We start from the raw sequence: 17,675 nt of genomic DNA on the forward strand, positions 1-17,675 counted from the left end.
CAGGGGGGATTCGGATGGACACACCAGCGGTGCTCTCGACCGACCGGGCGGCGCTGCGCCGGGAACTGGCGGAGCTGGCGCAGCGCATGGCGCGTGAGTGCGACCGGGCGGACCCGGCCGCCGAGGCGGGGTTGGCGTGCCTGGAGGCGGCGCTGACGGCGTGGGACGCGTGGTGCCGCCCCGGCCGGGTGCCGCTGGGCGACGCCCTGGACGCGACCCGCGCGGCGACGCTCGCGCTCAGGTTCGCCGCGGTGGAGCAGGCCGATCGCGACCGCCTCGCGGGGCGGGTGGGTGACGCGGTCGGGCGCGGGGCGGCGCGGTCGTAGGGCAGGCGCTCGTCGATCACCGGGGGTCGGCCCGCGCCTCGCTCGCCGGGCGGGTCCGGCCGCGGTTGGACTACGCTCGGTGGTGCCGGAGGGAGGGCACGTGACGGACGAGGAGCTGGTCGTCGAGTTCGCCCTGGCCCGCCTGGACAACCCCGGCCTCGACCTGGAGGAGGTCGCCGCGCTCGTGGTCCGGCGGCTGGGGTCCGAGCGCATGCTGGAGTTCGCCTCGCGCACCCTCGCCTCGCGCGACGAGCTGCGCGGCGCGGTGTTCCCCGCCGCGGTCGAGCACGTGCTGCGGGTGGTGCTCACCCTGCGCGGCCCCGTCGACTAGCGCGACCCCTACCTCTCGCCCCGGCGGTTGATCCGCCCGCCGGGTACCGCCATGATGGGCCCTCGTCGGTGCTCAACCAACAATGGGGGTAATCCGGTGAAGAAGTACCGAAGGCTGGTCGTCGGCCTGGTCGCGGGCCTGGCGGCGGCCCTCCTGCCCGCCGTGCCCGCCCAGGCGGCGACCGCGCTGCCCGCGGCGAACTTCCGCCTCAAGGCCACCGCCTACTCGGGCCTGATCGACGACCTGGACGCCGCCCTGCCCAACGTCAGCGTGCCGACCGTCGTCGCCGACGGCAACCGCGCCGCCACCTCCTGCTCACCGGCCGCGGCCAACCGGGTCGCCTCGTTCTGCTGGAACAGCGGGGACGACGACGTCGCCTACTGGGTGCCGCAGGGCATCACCACGACCGCGGACGCCTACGGCGAGGCCACCTACGAGGGCGCCACGGCCGTGCTGGTCAGCTGGTACGACAACGGCACCGACGGCGTCGACCGGGGCGTGCGGGTCTCGTTCGTCGACTACTCCACCCCGTCCGCGCCCACCTACCGCCACGTCCTGCTGGTCGAGCCGTACACCAACGGCTCTGGCCAGGCGTCGTTCCGCGCGGTGAACCTGCACGCCGGCGGCATCTTCTGGTACGGCCATTACCTCTACCTGGCCGCCACGGGCACCGGCTTCCGCGTGTTCGACCTGCGCCACCTCTGGCAGACCAGCACCACCAACGGCTCGGCGATCGGCCGCCAGTCCGACGGCAGCTACCAGGCGTACGGCTACAAGTACGTGTTGCCGCAGGCTTTCGCCTACAACCAGTCGACCACCAACGGGTACGCGAACATCCGCTTCTCGTTCGCGTCCCTCGACCGCACCAGCACCCCGGACAGCGTCGTGGTCGGCGAGTACGCCAACCCGGGCGCGGGCAGCCGGATCTTCCGCTTCCCGATCGACTACACCGACCGGATGCTGACCGAGAGCTCCGACGGCTACGCCAAGGCCACCCAGGCGTACGACGTGTCCGTGCAGAGCATGCAGGGCGCCACCTCGGTCAACGGCAAGTTCTACCTGTCGACCAGCGACGGCAGCGGCAACGCGGGCGACCTGGCCACGTTCACGCCCGGCGGTTCGGTGGTGATGCACCACGACGTGCTGCCGGTCGGCCCGGAGGACCTGTCGTACTGGCCGGCCAAGGGGCAGTTGTGGTCGTTGACCGAGTACGCGGGCAACCGCTCGGTGTTCGCCGTGCGCGCCTCCGCGTACTGAGCAGGGTCCCCCGGCGGCCGGAACCGCCGGGGGACCCTGCGGCGGGGCGGTGTGCGCCGCAGCGGCGGCGGGCGTCCGGTCATCACCCGTCGGATCACCGGCTGTGCCGCAGCAGGCGGAACAGCTCGGGGTCGCGCGGGTAGCCGCCCGGCGCCGCCGCCACGGCGTCCACCCCGGCGGCGAACACCACCCTCCCGAACCCCAGCAGGGCGGCCAGGCGCTCGGTGTTGAGCAGCAGCCGCCGGAGGAGGTCGTGGTGGGCCCCGCCGACCTCCGCCACGCGCAGTTCGTCCACATCGGACCAGCCGAACCGCACCGCGCCCCCGCTGCCCAGCGCCACGTCGACCGCGCCGCTGCCGTCCGGGTGCAGCGCCACGCGCGCCCGCGCCCCCGCCAGGCCCCGCAGCAGCGTCCCGGCGAACACCGCCGGGGCGACCGGCACCCGGGACCGCCAGGACGACGCGAACGAGTCGTCGAGCCCCACGACCGTCAACCCCGGCTCCAGGCGCCGGAAGTCCGCGACCGCCGCGCCGCCCTCCTCCGGCGGGCCGGCCAGGACCAGCTCGTCCCACACCGGGTCGGCCCGGAACGGCGGCAGCGGCACGTCACCGCCGACCGCGGCCCAGGCCCGCTGCCACCACCCGGCGCCCCGCACCGGCCGCAGCCCGACCAGCGTGGCGCCGACGATGAAGCACCGGACCAGCAGCAGCGCGGCGCCCAGCCCGGACAGCTCGGCCAGCCCCGGCCGCTCGCCGTCCAGCGCCAGCCGCTCGGCGGCCCGCTCCATCTCCGAGTACGCGACGAGGTGGGGCGCGCTGCCCACCCGGTGCTCCGGCGCGGGGACCAGCACCGCCCGCGGGCCCGCCGGCCGGTAGACCACGTCGGTCGAGGTGACGATCAGCGGCCAGGTCCCGTGCTCGTCACCCAGGGTGAACTCCACCGCGGGCGACCCGTCGGGCGCCCGGATCGGCTCGTGCCGCCGGATCGCGGCGACGTCGACGCGGACGGCGTCACCGATGGCGGGCACGTGCACCCACACCCGGTCGGCCAGTGCGGTGACCCGCACCCCCGGGACGCCCTCCAGCGCTCGGCAGACCTCCGCGATCGCCACCCACGCCCCCGATCCCTCTCCCCCCGGGGACCATCGTAAGCCTCGTCGGCGGGGGAGCGGCCGTCGGTGCGCGCCCGGGCGCGACCGGGAGCGGTCCCGGAGAACGGGCTCGGTCCGCATGGCCCCCACGGCCGCGACTTCCCCTCGGGTAGTCCGTCCTTTGTGGTCTGGAGAAGAGGGAATTCCCAGCTCCGGGGCCATTTCAGATCCAATGTGGATCGCGTGAAGAGGTCTCGACCAGACTCGCGACCAGGACGGGTTGCCGGGACGAGCGAGCGGGGTGGGACGTGACGCCGGAGATGACGGCGACCGCTGCGGGGGCGGTGGTGCGGGCCGAGGACCCGGTCAGCCGGGCCGGCCTGGTCAGCCACCTGGAGGCGGCGGGCATCCCGGTGCTGCCCGACCAGGAGTGGCACCGGGCCGACGTGGCCGTCCTGGTGGTGGAGCGGTTCATCGGCGAGGTGGTCGCCGGCCTGCGCCGGGAGGTCGGCCGGACCGGCACCCCGGTGGTGCTGGTCGCCGACGAGCTGAGCACCGAGGAGTTCCTGATCGCGGTCGACTGCGGGATCACCGCGGTGGTGCCCAGGACCGCGGCGGGCGGCGACCTGGTCGTGCGGGCGGTGCGGGCCGCCGCGGTCGGCGACGGGCTCCTGCCGCCCAGGCTGGTCGGTGAGGCGCTCCGCCGCCTGCAGACCGCCCGGCGCGAGGCCCAGCCGCGGGGCGCCTCGTCGCCGAACGCGCAGTTGAGCAAGCGGGAGGTGGAGGTGCTGAGGCTGATGGCCGACGGCCTGGACACCGCCGAGGTCGCCGAGCGGCTGTCCTGCTCGCAGCGCACGGTCAAGAACGTCGTGTACGGGATCACGGTGCGGTTGAACCTGCGCAACCGGTCGCACGCGGTCGCCTACGCGGTCCGCTGCGGGCTCATCTGACCAGGCTCGTCCGCCCCGGCTCCCGCCCCGCGATCCGCCCCGCGATCCGCCCCGGCCCTGTGATCCGCCCCGTCTGCCCCGGCTCCTGCCCCCCGATCCGCCCCTGCCCGCCCCCCGATCCGCCCTCCACCCGCCTCCGACCTGTCCCGGCTCGCCCCCACCCGCCCTACCAGGCAACCCGCGAACCGGCCCGCGCCAACCCCACCCCCAGCCGCTCCATCCGCGCGGCGGCCCGCCGCAGGTCCCAGTGCGCCCCGAGGGCCCGGTACCCGTCCACGGCCTCCGCGTACACCACCGCGGCCTGCGCCCCCCTCCCCGCATCCGCCAACAGCGCCGCCGCGTCCTCCAGCGCCGTCGCCAGCTCCACCGGCCGCCCGACCGCCCGGTGGTGACCGGCCGCCCGCAGCACCGGTTCCGGGTCACCCGACAGCAGCCCGCGGCAGTGGTCGGCCGCCGCCGCGGCGGCCCCGGGCACCACCTCGGCCGCCGCCTCGCCCTCGCTCGCCGCGAGCACCGCGCGCGCCTCGTTGGGCCAGTCGGCGTCCAGGGCGAGGCGCGCGGCGAACGGCAGCCACCGGTACCGCGGCAACCGCGGCCGGGCGGGCGCGACCAGCGGCGCCAGCGCCTCCAGCGCCGCACCGACCCGGCCCCGCCGCTCGGCCGCGACGGCGGAGGCGACCAGCAGCAGGTCGCGGTCCTCGTCGGCGTGCGCGTAGGTCATGGCCAGGTCCAGGTGCACGGCCGTGGTCGCCTCCTCGTCGCGCCGGGCGGCGATCAGCGCGGCCAGCCCGTGCAGCCGCAGCAGGGCCGCGTCCAGCTCCCGCACGCCGTGGAAGGTCAGGCCGGGGGAGTCCCGCGTCACGCCGTGCAGCTCCACCAGCGCGCTGTCCCACCGCCCGGTCCAGTAGTGGTGCACCGCCACCGGCAGCTGCATGCTCGGCGGCAACCCGTGCTCGGCCGCCAGCTCGCGCGCCTCGCGCAGCGCCTCCCACGCCTCGTCGACCCGGTCGAGGTGGTGCAGCGACGTGGCCCGGTTGTCGAGCACGTCGCACCGCGACTCGACGGCGCCGCTGCGGCGCTTGAACAGCTCGTGCGCCTCGTCGGCGCAGCGCAGCGCCTGCTCGTGGTCGCCGCGCATGGTCGCCACGATCCACTTGGTCTGCATCGCGTACGCCGCCGCGCAGGTGTTGCCCACCACCATCGCGCGCGTGTACTGCCGGGTCGCCGCGGCCTCCGCCTCGTCCAGGTCGAGCAGCCCGCCGCGGAGGATCGTCGCGATCAGCGAGCGGTGCCTGGCGCGCCACTCGTTGGGCGCGTCCGGTTCCTTGAGCGCGGCCTCCAGCTGGCTGACCGCCTCCGCCGTGTCGCCCTGCCGGTGCCGCAGCAGTGCCAGCAGGTGCCGCATCTCGGCGGCCAGGGCCGGGTCCTCGGCCAGCACCAGCGCCTCCTGGGCCGCCGCCTCGGCCTCGCCGTCGCGCGCCAGCCGGAACCGCACGCCGGCCAGCGTGGCGAGCAGGTCCGGGCGCGCCTCGCCCGCGACGCCCGAGTCCAGCACCCGCTCGGCCAGCCGCGCGGCGAGCAGCGGCGCCCGGCCCGCGAGCGCCTCGCGGTTGGCCACCAGCCAGGACGCCGTCCACCCGTCGGCGGCCGGCTGCGCGGCCAGCAGCTGCCCGGCGACCCGCTCCACCGGCGCGCCGGCGCGGGCCAGGGCCTCGGCGGCCTGCCGGTGCAGCGCCAGCCGGACCGGCACGGCGATCTTGCCGTGCACGACCTCGCGCAGCACCGGGTGCCGGAACGCCAGCGCGCCACCGGCCTCGACCACCACGCCCGCCGCCATCGCCTCGTCGAGCGCGGTCAGCAGGTGCCGCGCCGGACCCGCCACCGCCACCAGGTCGCCCACGGCGAACCGCACGCCCAGCAGCGCGGCCCACCGCAGCACGTCGCGGGCCGCGTCGGTCAGGTGGGCCAGCACGCCGTCCACCGGGCCGTCCAGCGACGGCGGGACGTCGTCCCCGGTGGCGCGCCGCGCGCCCTCGCGGGTGAACGCCTCGGCCAGCACCCTGGCGTACAGGGGGTTGCCGCCGGAACGCGCCGCCACGTCGCGCACCACGTCGGCCTCGACCGCGTCGCCGACCAGGTCGCGCACCACCTGCTCGGTGTCGCGCTGCCCCAGCGGCTTCAGCTCCAGCTCGCGGCCACCCGCCGCGGCCGCCGCCGCGCGCAGCGAGGACTGCTCGCCCGTGCCCGCGCCGGGCCGGCACGCGGCCACCAGCAGCAGCGGGTGCCGCCGGGTCACCTCGACCAGCTTGCGCCACAGCAGCAGGCTCGCGTCGTCGGCCCACTGGATGTCGTCCACGACCAGCACCAGCGGCGCCGCCGCGCAGACCTCGACCACGAACGCCAGCAGCCGGTCCACCGTGGCGGTGTGGTGCCACCAGCGCTGGCGGTGCTTCTGGAGCTGTTCGCCCAGGTCGGCCAGGCGCGGGTCCGGCGACGTCGGCGTGGCGCCGCAGCACTCCACGAACACCTGGAGCGGGAAGCGGCCGCTGAACTCGTCGGCCACGCCCCAGGTGAGCTGGAAACCGCGCGCCCCGACCCCGGCCAGCGCCGCCCGCAGCAGCGCGGACTTGCCGATGCCCGCCTCGCCCTCGACCCAGACCACCCCGCCGCAGTCCTCGCCGACCCCGTCGACGGCCGCGGCCAGCTCCGCCAGCTCGCCGTCGCGGCCGACCAGCCGCCCGGGCGCCTCCCGGGTGACCTCGCTGGGCACCACGTAGAGCAGGGGCGTGGGCTCCCGGGACGGCTCGGGCGGTGCCAGCACGCGGTCGTGCAGCTCGCGCAGCGCGGGACCGGGCCGCAGGCCGAAGCGCGCCAGCGCCGCGCGCGCCGTGCCCAGCGCCTCCACGGCCTCGGCGTGGCGGCCGGCGCGGTGCAGGGCGAGCACGACCACCTCGTGCAGCGCCTCGTCGGCGGGGTGCTCGCGCACCAGCGCGGTCAGCTCCGCGACGAGGTCGGCCAGGTCGCCGCGCCCCGCGTCGTCGAGGCCGAGCCGGGCGCGGGCGCGCAGCACCACCGCCGCCAGCCGCGCCTCGGCGAGCCCGGCGCGGGCCGCGTCGGCGAAGGGGCAGTCCACGTCCGCGTACGCCTCGCCACGCCACAGCGCCAGGGCCTCGTCCAGCACCGACAGCGCGCCGTCGAGGTCGCCCGCGGCGTAGCGGCGGCGCGCGTCGGCGTGCGCGGCGGTGAACACCTCGCGGTCCACCGCGGTGGCCGGCAGCCGCAGCGAGTAGCCCGTGCCGGTTGAGCGCAGCAGGTCACGGGCCTGGCCGAGGGCGGAGCGCAGCCCGGACACGTACGTGTGCAGGTTGCCGACGGCGCTCGCGGGCGCGTCCTCGCCCCACACGCCGTCGACCAGCTCGGCGCGGGTGACGTTGCGGTCGGGGCGGGAGGCCAGCAGCGCCAGCACGGCCCGCTGCCGGTTCGAGCCCACGGCGACCTCCTCGTCGCCCGACCACACCCGCAACGCACCCAGCACCTGTACTCGCAGTGCTCCTCGCGCGGTCGATGGCATCTGGTCCTCCGTTCGCGGCGGGAGTGGGTTCGACCGGTGCACGTAGGGGTTCGGCCATCGGTTCACCGGTGTCTTCGGTGGCGGGTCGGCGCACCTTCGGGCAGCCGGGGCCGGGCGTTTCGCGCAGCGCGGCGCCCGCGGCGCTGCCCCGGGGCGCGGGGGTGGTCCATGATCGGGTGCGCAGCGGTCGCGGGACCGGCGGGCGGACTCGGGACCGGGAGGCGGGCATGCGCGGACGGCGACGCGCCCGGTGCGCGGCCGGGGTCCCCGGTGCCGGGGTCCCCGGTGCCGCGGGCGGTGTGCTCATACCCGTGGTAGTCGTTCGAGGCGCCGCTGGGGTTCCCGGTGCGGCGGAGGTGCCCGAAGAGGTCGGGATTCCCGAAGGGGCGGCGGTCGCCGGGCCCCGGCCCCGCCGGCGCGCACCGGCCCGCCGCGCCCCGGTCCACCCCGTCCCGACCCGCCGCGCTTCCCCCGGCCGTGCCGACCTCCCGGCCGGGTAGCCGTGCGGGAGCCGCGACCGAGCCCCCCGCGTCACCCGGCACGGTGCTCCGCGGCCTCGGCACCCAGCGCCGAGCGCGAGGTGTGCCCGGTCTTCTCCAGTATCCGGCTGATGATGGCGCGCACCACCTCGTGCGGCAGCCCCAGCAGGTCCGCGATGTCGGAGTTCGACCGCTCCGCGCCGACCAGCCACGCGACCTCGCGCTCCCAGTGCGTCAGCGCCGGCCAGCCGGACGTCGGCCGCGGCGCGGTGGGCGGCCCGGCCAGCCCGTACCGGTTCAGCCGGTACTGGGCCCGCCGCACGTCGCGCGCGGCGCCGAGGTCGGTGAACAGGGCCACCGCCTCCCGGAAGGCGGTTTCCGCCCCGGCCCGGTCACCGGACCGGGCGAGCAGCACGGACAGGTCCTCCAACGCGTCCGCCAGCTCCACCGGCCGCCGGGTCGCGCGGTAGTACGCCACGGCCTCCCGCACCGACGCCGGGTCGTCCTCCACCAGCCCGCGGACCCGGGCCAGCGCGGCGGCCGCCCGGCCGGGCACGCGTTCCAGCGCCGCCTCCCGCGCGCACACCTCGTACGCGCGTTCGGCCAGCTCGCGCGCGCCGGTGTCGATCGCGGCCCGCGTCGCGTTGGGCACCCACTGGTACCGCAGGTCCAGGTGGTCGGTCCCGTCCAGCAGCGCCGCCAGCACCATGAACACCTCTTCGGCGCCCCCGCCCGCGCGCTTGACCAGGTACGCCCGGGTGGCCAGCAGGAAGCCCGAGTGCTCCCGGTCGGCCGCGTTGAGCACCGGCAGCTCCGCGGCGGCGCGCAGGTGCTCCAGGGCGACCTCCACCCGGTCGCGCTTGACCTCGATCAGCGCGGCCACGCCGTGCATCAGCAGCGCGGGCGGCCGCTCGCGCAGGCCGTGGTACCCGTGCTTGGACAGCCGCTGGGTCACCGCGTCCAGCTCGGCCAGGGCGTGGTCCCACCGGCCGGCCCAGTAGTCGCGCAGCGCGGTGGCGATGTGCACGCCGCCCGGCGCCATGCCGGTGCCGACCAGGTCCCGCGCCACCCGCAGGCACTCGTCGGCCTCGGCGTGCCGGTCCAGGTTCTGCAGCGTGCCCGCCCGCTCGCTGAGCAGCTCCAGGTGCAGGTCGGCCAGGATGGACTTCCACTCGCCGTCGAGCGAGGCCAGGGCGCGCGCGGACGCCTCCAGCGCGGCGGCGTGGTCGCGCCGCACCGTCTCGACCTGCCACAGCACCTGGTGGGCCAGGGCCGAGGTGAACGGGTCGTCCGGCGCCAGGCGCAGCGCCTCGCGCGCGTTGGCCTCCGCCGCCACCACGTCGCCGTTGCCCTCGCGGCACACCCGCGCGTACAGCGGCCGCAGGCGCGCCCGCCACACCACCGGGGTGGCATCGTCGTCGATCGCCGCCCGCAGCACCTCCCCGGCGGCCTCCACGCGCCCGTCCACGAAGTACATGTAGCCCAGGCAGTAGCGCATGTGCGCCGCGTACGCGGGGTTGCGGGTGCGGGCCAGCACGCGGCGCGCCTCCGCCTCCGGCCGCCTGCCGGTCCGCAGCATCAGCTGCACGAGCTGCACGGTGAGCGGTTCCAGCCGCTCCTCGTCCTCGGGGCAGTGGTCCAGCGGTGCGCGCAGCAGCCCGATCGCCAGGTCGGGGGAGCGCCGCGCGACCTCCAGCGCGTTGGCCGCCAACCAGTCGACCACCCACGCGTCGGCCTCGGGCGGGCCCGCCGCCACCTGCTGGGCGACCGCCTCCACCGGCGCGCCCGCGGCGGCCAGCGCCTCGGCGGCCTGCCGGTGCAGCATCGGCCGCAGCGCGGCGGGCAGGCCCTGGTAGAGCGCGTGCCGGAGCAGCGGGTGCCGGAAGGTCAGGTTGGCGCCCGCGTCCACCAGCACCGACGCGGCGGTGGCCTCCTCGACCGCGGCCACCAGCTCCGAGGCGGGGCGGCCCAGCACGACCGCCACGTCGTTCACCGCGAACTCGGTGCCCAGCAGGGCGCCCCAGCGCAGGACCTCCAGGCAGGGCTCGGACAGGAAGCCCAGCCGGCGCGCCACCGCCGACCCCAGCGAGCGGGGCACCTCGTGCTCGCCGCCGACCAGCTCGGCCGTGCCGCCCTCGACCCGGACCGCGCCCTCGCGCACCAGCGCGTCGACCAGCTCGCCGGTGTAGAGCGGGTTGCCGCCCGCCTGCGCCACCATCCGCAGCAGCGCCGGGGAGGGCGCCGCGCCGAGCTGCCCGGCCACCACCTCGGCCACCACGGGCTCGGGCAGCGGTTCCAGGGCGACCAGCGCGCCGCCCGCGTCGAGCACCGCGCGGCGGATGCGCGTCACGTCGCCGCGCCGCGGCACCGGGCGCGCGGCGGCGACCAGGAGCAGCGGGAGCTGCCGCGTCAGCCGGGTGAGCCGGTGCCACAGCAGCAGGCTCGCCTCGTCCACCCACTGGAGGTCGTCCAGGACGACCACCAGCGGCGCCTCCGCGCACAGCTGCTCCACCAGCTCCAGCAGGCCGTCGATCGCGGTCAGCGCGGGGTCGCCGGTGCGCACCGGGTCGAGCAGCGCCTCGGCCAGCGCGGCCCGGCGCGGGTCGGCCGAGGACATGCCCACGTCGAGGCAGTCGAACACCACGCGCAGCGGGAAGCGCATGCCCAGCTCGTCACCCGCCGCCCAGGCGACCTCGCAGCCCCGCCCGGCGGCGTCGGCCAGCACGGCGGTCAGCAGCGTGGACTTGCCCACGCCCGGCTCGCCCTCCAGCCACACGCACCCGCCGCGCCCGTCCGCCACGGCGGAGACGACCTCGCGCAGCCGCGCCAGTTCCGCGTCGCGCCCGAAGACCCTCGGCGCGGGCGGCAGCTCCCTGGCCGGCGCCGCGGGCCGCTGGGGCGTGCCGCGCAGGATGCGCTGGTGCAGCTCCTGCAGCGCCGGGCCGGGGTCCATGCCCAGCTCCTCGACCACGGTGCGGCGCGCGTCCTCGTAGACCTCCAGCGCCTCGACCGTGCGGCCGCCGCGGTGCAGCGCCGTCATCAGCAGCAGGCGGGCCTGCTCGCGCAGCGGGTACCGGGCCACCAGCCCGGTCAGCTCGGCGACGACCTCCGCGTGGCGGCCCAGCTCCAGCGCCAGCTCCGCGCGCCGCTCGACGGTGGCCAGCCGCAGCTCGGCCAGCCGGGCGCGCTGCGCCTCGGCGAACGGTCCCGGTATCCCGGCCAGGGCCTCGCCGCGCCACAGCGCCAGCGCGGCGTCCAGCTCGGCCAGCGCCCGCCCGGGCGGCAGGTGCAGCGCCGCCTGGCGGTGGCGCTCGAACGCCTCCACGTCGCTGTGGCCGGGTTCGAGCCGCAGCGAGTAGCCCGCGTCGGTGGAGACCAGCACGGACGGCGCCGCGCGCCCGGTGCGCTGCGGTTCCAGCGCCCGGCGCAGCCCGGAGACGTAGGTGTAGACGCTCGCCGCGACGCTGGCGGGCGGGTGGTCGCCCCACACGCCGTCGACCAGGTCCTCCCGCGACACGACCTGGTTGGCCCGCACGGCCAGCACGGCGAACACGGCCCGTTGTCGCGCGGCGCCCAAACCGATCTCCCGCTCACCGCGCGCAGCGCGCACCGGCCCCAGCAACTGCACGGAGATGGACGAACCACTGGTCAACGAGAATCCCGTGTGTGAAATGTGCAAAACATTTGGCAGCACCTCTCGGGGTGTTGCCGGCAAACGCGAGTCTAGCACGTGATCCATATCAATCGAAGTGTGCGCGAGTGTGCGCCATTCGAAGCCCCATTGGGCACGGGTGGCGCTTTCCGCCGGGGGATGAGCCGATGATCGGGCGGGTGGGGGGCGTTCGGGCAGGCCGAGGGCCACGTCGGGGCGGGCTGCGGGTGCGGCTTCCCGCAACGGATGTCGGTTCGCTGTCTAATCCGGGCGACCTTAATGGAATGTAAAGAATTGGCGAGTAGGATTCACAAAGCCGGCCGCACTTCGTCTCAATTGGCAGGTCCGCGCCGATCGCCTTTCGCGATCCCCGGAATGGCGCGCGAGCGCCACCGGTGCTCCCGTGCCGCACGAGGTCCAACGTGGACGGAGAAGCCGTGACGCGCGCTACAACAGGCGTTTCGCGCGCGTTGCGTTCCCGTTGCCCGTTCGTGCAGAGCTTGTCCCGCGGGTGCGGGGCATGGGAGAAAAGGGACGATCCGTCCCAGGGAGAACCGCTGCCGTGACCGCCGCCGTCCAGATGCCGCCCGCCGCCGAGGTGCCCCGCCCGCTGGGGGTGGCCTACGAGGTGCACCGCCACCGGACGACCATCCGCCGCGTGCTCGACGGCGAGGACGACCGGCTCGTCGTGGTGGCCGGCCCGAACCCGCTGCGCGGCACGGCCGCGCTGCTCGACTACGCCCGGCAGCTCGCCGAGGCCGCGGTCCCGTACACGCAGCAGTTGCTGGTCGTGCTGCGCGTGCTGCCGGAGGTGCCCGGTGGCGGGGGACTGGTCGGCGGCATGGACTTCCCCGCCCTGCGCCGGTTCCTGCTCGACGCGGGCCGGATCGGCCTGCCGGTGGCGACCGAGCACCACCACCCCGCCGCGGCCGCGGCGACGGCCGACCTGGTGGCGCACGCGGTGGTGCGGTCCCGGCGGGTGCCGGTGGCTGTGCTGCCGATGCCGGCGGGGGTGGCCTGCGACAGCCCGGAGGACATCGCCGCCGCGGTCCGCGCCGCTGCTGTTCCGGCCGACCGGTCACCCGGCCACGGCACTCCCGACGCCGTCGCGGTTCGCGCTGCCGGCTCGGCCCGGCCAACCGGATACTCCACTCCCGATGCCGTCGCGGTCCGTGCCACCGGCTCGGCCCGGCCAACCGGGTACCCCGCCCCTGACGCCGTCGCGGTCCGTGCCACCGGCTCGGCCCGGCCAACCGGGTACTCCACCCCTGACGCCGTCGCGGTCAGCGCCACCGGCCCCACCGGCACACCACTCGGCCACGACACCCGGGCCTGGTGCCCCCGACCGCACGCGGTGGTGCGCCCGTCGGCGGCGGGGGTGCTGCCCGTCCGCGCGACCGTCGACCGGCTCCGCGGCACGGGCCTCGCCGGGCGGCTGCTGGTCGACCTCACCCCTCGCGCCGACCACGAGCGCGGCCAGTGGGCCGGCGGCGCGGAGGTGGCGCGCCTGCTCGCGGCCGGCCACACCGGACCGGCGGGCGTGCTCGTGGAGTCGTCCCTGCACGGCGCCGGCGCCCGCCTGAGCCTGCCCGACACCGTGGCGTTGCTGGACACCCTGGCCATCGCCGTGGAGCGGCGCCGGATGCGCCTGCGCTGACCGCGCCCTCCCGCCCGACCCGACGGGTGCTCGCGGTGCACCCGCCCTTGGGGTGGCCGGGCGGAAGGACGGGACGGCGGCCACTGGGGGGAGGGCCGCACCACCCCAGGTTGCCCCAGCGGAACCGCCGAAAGCGTGCAACGGCGGCCGATGTGCTCGAAAGGTCCGGGGCCGGTGCACTAGGAGGCATCCAGGGTCGCGCCGCCCCGTGCTCCCCGCGTCAGCCGAAGAACAGCGACCCGGGGCCGTGGGGGAAGCCGAGCGCGGTCACGTCGCGGACGTCGTCGGTGACGACCAGCGAGGTGCCCTTGCAGCCGGGCTCGGACCACAGCTTGACCGACCCGCCGGGGACGAGCGACAGGAAGGTGCCGCGGACGTCCTGGCAACCCGGGCCCTGGAGGCTGGTGGCGAAGTTGTTCCCGGAGAAGTCGTCGAAGTCCTTGCCGGAGAACAGCACGACGTTGGTGGCGGGCCCGGCCGCGGGGTCGGTGGCGGGCGGCTGCGGCGCCGCGCCCAGGGCCTTCCGCCCGTCGGGGGTCACGCCGAACCACGTGCCGCCCACGCCCTGGCCCAGGGTGTCACCGGGTTCGGCGTCCTTGGCGAAGCGGTAGACCGGCCAGCCGCCGACGGTGAGCTGGAGCTGTCCGTCGTCCCGGCGCACGAACCCGACGTCGGCCTTCCTGATGCCGGTGAGGAAGACCTTGCCGCCCGCGTTGACGGTCACCGGCGGCCAGGTCTTGGCGCAGTCGCCGTTGCAGTTGGACTTCGAGGGCTTGGCGGTGTCCTTGTCGAACCGGTACAGCGTCAGGCCCCTGCCGTCGACGACGACCGGGTCGAGGGCGCCCGCGGACGCGGCCCGCAGCTGGACCCACCTGCCCTTGACGTCCCGGGGCGCGGCGGCGGGGGCGAGGTCGCCGCTGCTCTCGTCGGCCTTGTTGGACCTGGCCGAGCCCGAGAACAGGGAGGGCTCGCCGTCGGCGGCCCCCGCGGCCTGCTCCTGCGCGGTACTGGTGGGTGCGGGGGCACTGCCCGCGGTGCTGCCGCCACAGGCGGTCAGCGCCAGGGCGCCGAGGGCGAAAAGGGCGGCAAGGGGTGCGACATGCTTGCGCAGCATGGTTGTTTCTCCGTTTGGTTGGCTCAACTGCCGAAGTCGGACAGGCACCACACGGACGCGGGCGCCGACCGGTTCAGCCGGTCGCCGGGTGACCGCGGTTACGGCTCCGCCGCCGGGCCGGTGGAACCGGCGCGGCCCCGCCCGCGTCGATCGCACCACAGGCGCAGTGGGAGAACGCGGGGCACATGGCTGACGAGATGTTCGGTCCGTACCGGATCGGGCCGCTGATCGGGCGCGGCGGGATGGGCGAGGTCCACCGGGCGCACGACACCGCGCACGACCGGGCGGTGGCGCTCAAGCGGCTCGCGCCCGCCTTCCACGACGACGCCGCGTTCCGGGCCCGCTTCCGCCGCGAGGCGCAGGTGGTCGCCCGGCTGCGCGAACCGCACGTCATCCCCATCCACGCCTACGGCGAGATCGACGGGCGCCTCTACCTCGACATGCGCCTGGTCGAGGGCGAGGACCTCAACGACCTGGTCGCGCGCGGGCCGCTGGAGCCGGAGCGGGCGGTGCGGATCGTGGAGCAGGTGGCGGGCGCCCTCGACGCCGCCCACGCCGACGGGCTCGTGCACCGCGACGTGAAGCCGTCCAACGTGCTGGTCGCGCCGGGGGACTTCGTGTACCTGGTCGACTTCGGCATCGCCCGCAGCTCCTCGCCGGCCGCCACCGGCATCACCGCGTCCGGCGAGGTCATCGGGACCGTCGACTACATGGCGCCCGAGCGGTTCGCCGACGGCCCGGTGGGCGCGGCGGCCGACACGTACGCGCTGGCCTGCGTGCTGTTCGCCTGCCTGACCGGGCGAAGGCCCTTCGAGGTCGACGGCACCGCCGCCCAGATCTACGCCCACCTCCAGGAACCGCCGCCGAAGGCCCGCGCCCTCAACCCGGCGGTGCCACCGGCCCTGGACCACGTGATCGCCCGCGGCATGGCCAAGGACCCGGCCGCCCGGCACGAGAGCGCGGGCGCCCTGGCCGCCGCCGCCCGCGCCGCGCTCGCCGCGGCACCCCCGCAGGGCGGGGCACCGAACCCGCCCGGCCCGGTCACGCCCGCGAACCCGGCCTCCGGACCGAACCCGGTTCCCGGCGCGGCGGCCTCCAGGCCAGTGGCTCCCGGGGCAGTGGCTCTTGGGGCAGTGGCTGGAGGGGCAGTGGCTGGAGGGGCAGGGGCTGGAGGGGCAGGGGCTGGAGGGGCAGGGGCTGGAGGGGCAGGGGCTGGAGGGGCAGGGGCTGGAGGGGCAGGGGCTGGAGGGGCAAGGGCTTCGGGGTCGGCGGCTTCGGGGTCGGCGGCGACTCCCGGATCCCCCTCAGCCCCCAGCCGGCTCCCCGCACCGACACCGGCACCGACCCACCCGGCACCGACACCGGCACCAACCCACCCGGCACCAACCCACCCGGCACCAACCCACCCGGCACCAACCCACCCGGAACCCGCCACCCCGAGCGGCGGCACGCGGTTCCCCGCCCCGCCGAACAGGCGCCCGTCCCACCCCGCCTCACCAACCGCCCGCCGAGCCGCCATTGCCGCGGTGGCCGCCGCGGTGGTGGCGCTGACGGTCGTCGCCTACCTGGTGTTCGACGGCAGGTCCGAGCTGATGACCGGCCAACCCGGCCCGGCCACGAGCACCGCCACCAGGACCACCGGCACCACAACCACCCGCTCGACCACCAAACCCCTCCCCACCTCGATCAGCATCGTCACCCCGACCACCACCGGCGTGAACCCCGGGGAACGGGCCCTGCTCGACGCCCTGCCCCAGGTCTACCGCGGCAACCCCTCCTGCACCCCGGAGCACGCCGACGGCCCGGGCGTCACCGCGAAGGTCGTCTGCACCGAGCCCAACGACACCTACGAGCGGGCCGTGCGGCCCACCCGCGCCGAGTTCCGCCTCTTCGCCGACCGCGCCGCCCAGGACGCCCACTTCCAGTCCGTGGTCACCGGCCGCGGCATCCCGCGCGACGACTCGCAGGGCGGCTGCCGGCCGAAGACGCAGCCGATCCACTACTCCTCGTACTGGCGCGACACCTCGGGCCCGCTCGACGGCGACTTCACCACCTGCTACCTGGACGGCGGCGTGGGCGTGCTGTGGTGGACCGACTCCCGCACCACCACGACCGGCACCTTCGCCACCGCGCCCGGCGCCGACAACGACACCCTCGACAAGCTGGACCTGTGGTGGAACACCATGGTCCTCAGCGCCATGTGACGGTCAGCGGTCAGCGGACGGGGTGCCGGTGCGCAGCAGGAAGACCACGACCTCGAAGGGCAGGTTCTCCTCGACGGCCTGGTCGACGTAGTGCAGCACGCGCCGGGCCTCCCGGCCCAGCGGCTCGGGCGCCCCGTCCGGCGCGTCGGTCATGGCCTCCATCGCGGCCATCCGGGCGGTCCACCTGGCCGCGCGCACGGCGTTGCGCAGCCGCTTGACCGCCTCCACCGGCGGGTTCCCGGCGGAGGCCAGCACCACGTCGAGCGCCTTGCGGACCGCGGGGTCGTCGGCGACGACCTGCTGGCGGCCGACCCAGTCGCCGACGCGGCGGTCCACCGGCCTGCGGCGCGGCCGCCCGACCGGCTCCACCTGCACCGGCTCGGCACCGGGGATCAGCAGGTCGTCCAGCACGTCCTGGCGCTGCCGCCCCTTGGCGCGGGCCATGGCCACGGCGTCGCGGCCGCTGCCGCGCGCCCGGGCGCGCACGTCCTGGCGGGCCCGCCGGCCCTCGGCGCCGAGGGGCCGGTGCTCGCGCGGCCGGTTGACCCGCTCGTTGCGGCGGCTGATCGCCCACCACCGCTCCATGGTCATGCCCGGCACGGGAGGGGGCAGCGGGTCGGTGGCGCTGTCGCCGTCGTGGTCGGCGAACCACCACCGCAGCCGGTCCTTGAGGAACGCGTGGGGGGCCTGCCGGTCGCTCTTGCGGCGCTGGAGCCTGCCGTCGGGGGTCAGGTCCACCGCGCGCAGCACGGCGTCGACGCACCAGCCGCGGTCGAACCAGCGGCGCAGCACCGAGGTGACCCCGGCGCGGTCGGCGTCGGGCCACTGGGCGCGCAGGCACAGCGACGCCACGGCGGCGGCGACCTCGGCGTCGCTCTCGGGCACCACGCGCCCGGGCCACTGCCGCGGGTCGATCGTCGCGTGCATCGCCTGCCCCCTTCGCCGGACGGTCCTGCTCGGGAACCGAGCGCACATGATCCCAGAGCCGTCCGCCCGCTCCGACGAGGGCGTAAAGAACTTCCCTATCGATCCTCAACTGCCGTA

The 17,675-nt window shown here is 76.3% G+C and carries 11 protein-coding genes; 6 read left to right on the forward strand and 5 right to left on the reverse strand.

What is annotated here, in order from left to right:
* Nucleotides 1-14 precede the first annotated feature (14 nt).
* The 3 genes from EKG83_RS10645 to EKG83_RS10655 all read left to right on the forward strand — a co-directional run bounded on the left by EKG83_RS10645 (nt 15) and on the right by EKG83_RS10655 (nt 1,914).
* Nucleotides 15-326, forward strand: a complete 312-nt coding sequence (locus EKG83_RS10645) for a hypothetical protein (RefSeq protein WP_153278001.1) — start codon at nt 15-17, stop codon at nt 324-326.
* A gap of 100 nt (nt 327-426) precedes the next feature.
* A complete protein-coding gene (locus tag EKG83_RS10650; protein ID WP_033434824.1) occupies nt 427-657 on the forward strand; it encodes a hypothetical protein in 231 nt (76 codons plus the stop codon).
* A gap of 96 nt (nt 658-753) precedes the next feature.
* Nucleotides 754-1,914 (forward strand): hypothetical protein, encoded by a 1,161-nt coding sequence (locus EKG83_RS10655; RefSeq protein ID WP_033434825.1) that lies wholly within the window; start codon nt 754-756, stop codon nt 1,912-1,914.
* A gap of 94 nt (nt 1,915-2,008) precedes the next feature.
* Here EKG83_RS10655 and EKG83_RS10660 read toward each other — a convergent pair whose 3' ends face one another.
* The gene (locus EKG83_RS10660; protein ID WP_051766828.1) at nt 2,009-3,025 is read right to left on the reverse strand and encodes a hypothetical protein; all 1,017 of its coding nucleotides are present in this window, start codon (nt 3,023-3,025) and stop codon (nt 2,009-2,011) included.
* 299 nt (nt 3,026-3,324) lie between these two features.
* Here EKG83_RS10660 and EKG83_RS48965 point away from each other — a divergent pair, with 299 nt between their 5' ends.
* The gene (locus EKG83_RS48965) at nt 3,325-3,954 is read left to right on the forward strand and encodes a helix-turn-helix transcriptional regulator (RefSeq protein WP_033434844.1); all 630 of its coding nucleotides are present in this window, start codon (nt 3,325-3,327) and stop codon (nt 3,952-3,954) included.
* 166 nt (nt 3,955-4,120) lie between these two features.
* Here EKG83_RS48965 and EKG83_RS48970 read toward each other — a convergent pair whose 3' ends face one another.
* Complete coding sequence (locus EKG83_RS48970) at nt 4,121-7,489, reverse strand: BTAD domain-containing putative transcriptional regulator (protein WP_051767039.1); 3,369 nt, start codon at nt 7,487-7,489, stop codon at nt 4,121-4,123.
* Nucleotides 7,490-8,056: 567 nt separating this feature from the next.
* Nucleotides 8,057-11,656, reverse strand: coding sequence for a BTAD domain-containing putative transcriptional regulator (locus tag EKG83_RS10675; protein ID WP_170191984.1), 3,600 nt, complete (start codon nt 11,654-11,656; stop codon nt 8,057-8,059).
* A 562-nt stretch (nt 11,657-12,218) separates the two neighbouring features.
* Between EKG83_RS10675 and EKG83_RS10680 the strand changes: the two genes are divergently transcribed.
* The gene (locus EKG83_RS10680) at nt 12,219-13,313 is read left to right on the forward strand and encodes a DAHP synthetase I family protein (RefSeq protein WP_051767038.1); all 1,095 of its coding nucleotides are present in this window, start codon (nt 12,219-12,221) and stop codon (nt 13,311-13,313) included.
* Between the two features lie 220 nt (nt 13,314-13,533).
* Here the strand turns inward: EKG83_RS10680 and EKG83_RS10685 are convergent, their stop codons facing one another.
* Complete coding sequence (locus EKG83_RS10685; protein ID WP_033435742.1) at nt 13,534-14,427, reverse strand: lipoprotein; 894 nt, start codon at nt 14,425-14,427, stop codon at nt 13,534-13,536.
* Nucleotides 14,428-14,612: 185 nt separating this feature from the next.
* Between EKG83_RS10685 and EKG83_RS48975 the strand changes: the two genes are divergently transcribed.
* Entirely contained in the window at nt 14,613-16,631 is a 2,019-nt protein-coding gene (locus EKG83_RS48975) for a serine/threonine-protein kinase (RefSeq protein WP_265590328.1), read from the forward strand.
* Between the two features lie 3 nt (nt 16,632-16,634).
* Here EKG83_RS48975 and EKG83_RS10695 read toward each other — a convergent pair whose 3' ends face one another.
* Nucleotides 16,635-17,558, reverse strand: a complete 924-nt coding sequence (locus EKG83_RS10695; protein WP_051767037.1) for a hypothetical protein — start codon at nt 17,556-17,558, stop codon at nt 16,635-16,637.
* Between the last annotated feature and the right edge of the window lie 117 nt (nt 17,559-17,675).

Origin of the sequence: Saccharothrix syringae, from assembly GCF_009498035.1 — a bacterium.
GTDB classification, from domain to species: domain Bacteria; phylum Actinomycetota; class Actinomycetes; order Mycobacteriales; family Pseudonocardiaceae; genus Actinosynnema; species Actinosynnema syringae.

What these genes read in the sequence shown, in the direction of transcription:
- EKG83_RS10645 (WP_153278001.1), top strand. Translation starts at nt 15, where the DNA reads ATGGACACACCAGCGGTGCTCTCGACCGACCGGGCGGCGCTGCGCCGG.
- EKG83_RS48965 (WP_033434844.1), top strand. Translation starts at nt 3,325, where the DNA reads ATGACGGCGACCGCTGCGGGGGCGGTGGTGCGGGCCGAGGACCCGGTC.
- EKG83_RS10685 (WP_033435742.1), bottom strand. Translation starts at nt 14,427, where the DNA reads ATGCTGCGCAAGCATGTCGCACCCCTTGCCGCCCTTTTCGCCCTCGGC.
- EKG83_RS48975 (WP_265590328.1), top strand. Translation starts at nt 14,613, where the DNA reads ATGGCTGACGAGATGTTCGGTCCGTACCGGATCGGGCCGCTGATCGGG.
- EKG83_RS10695 (WP_051767037.1), bottom strand. Translation starts at nt 17,558, where the DNA reads ATGCACGCGACGATCGACCCGCGGCAGTGGCCCGGGCGCGTGGTGCCC.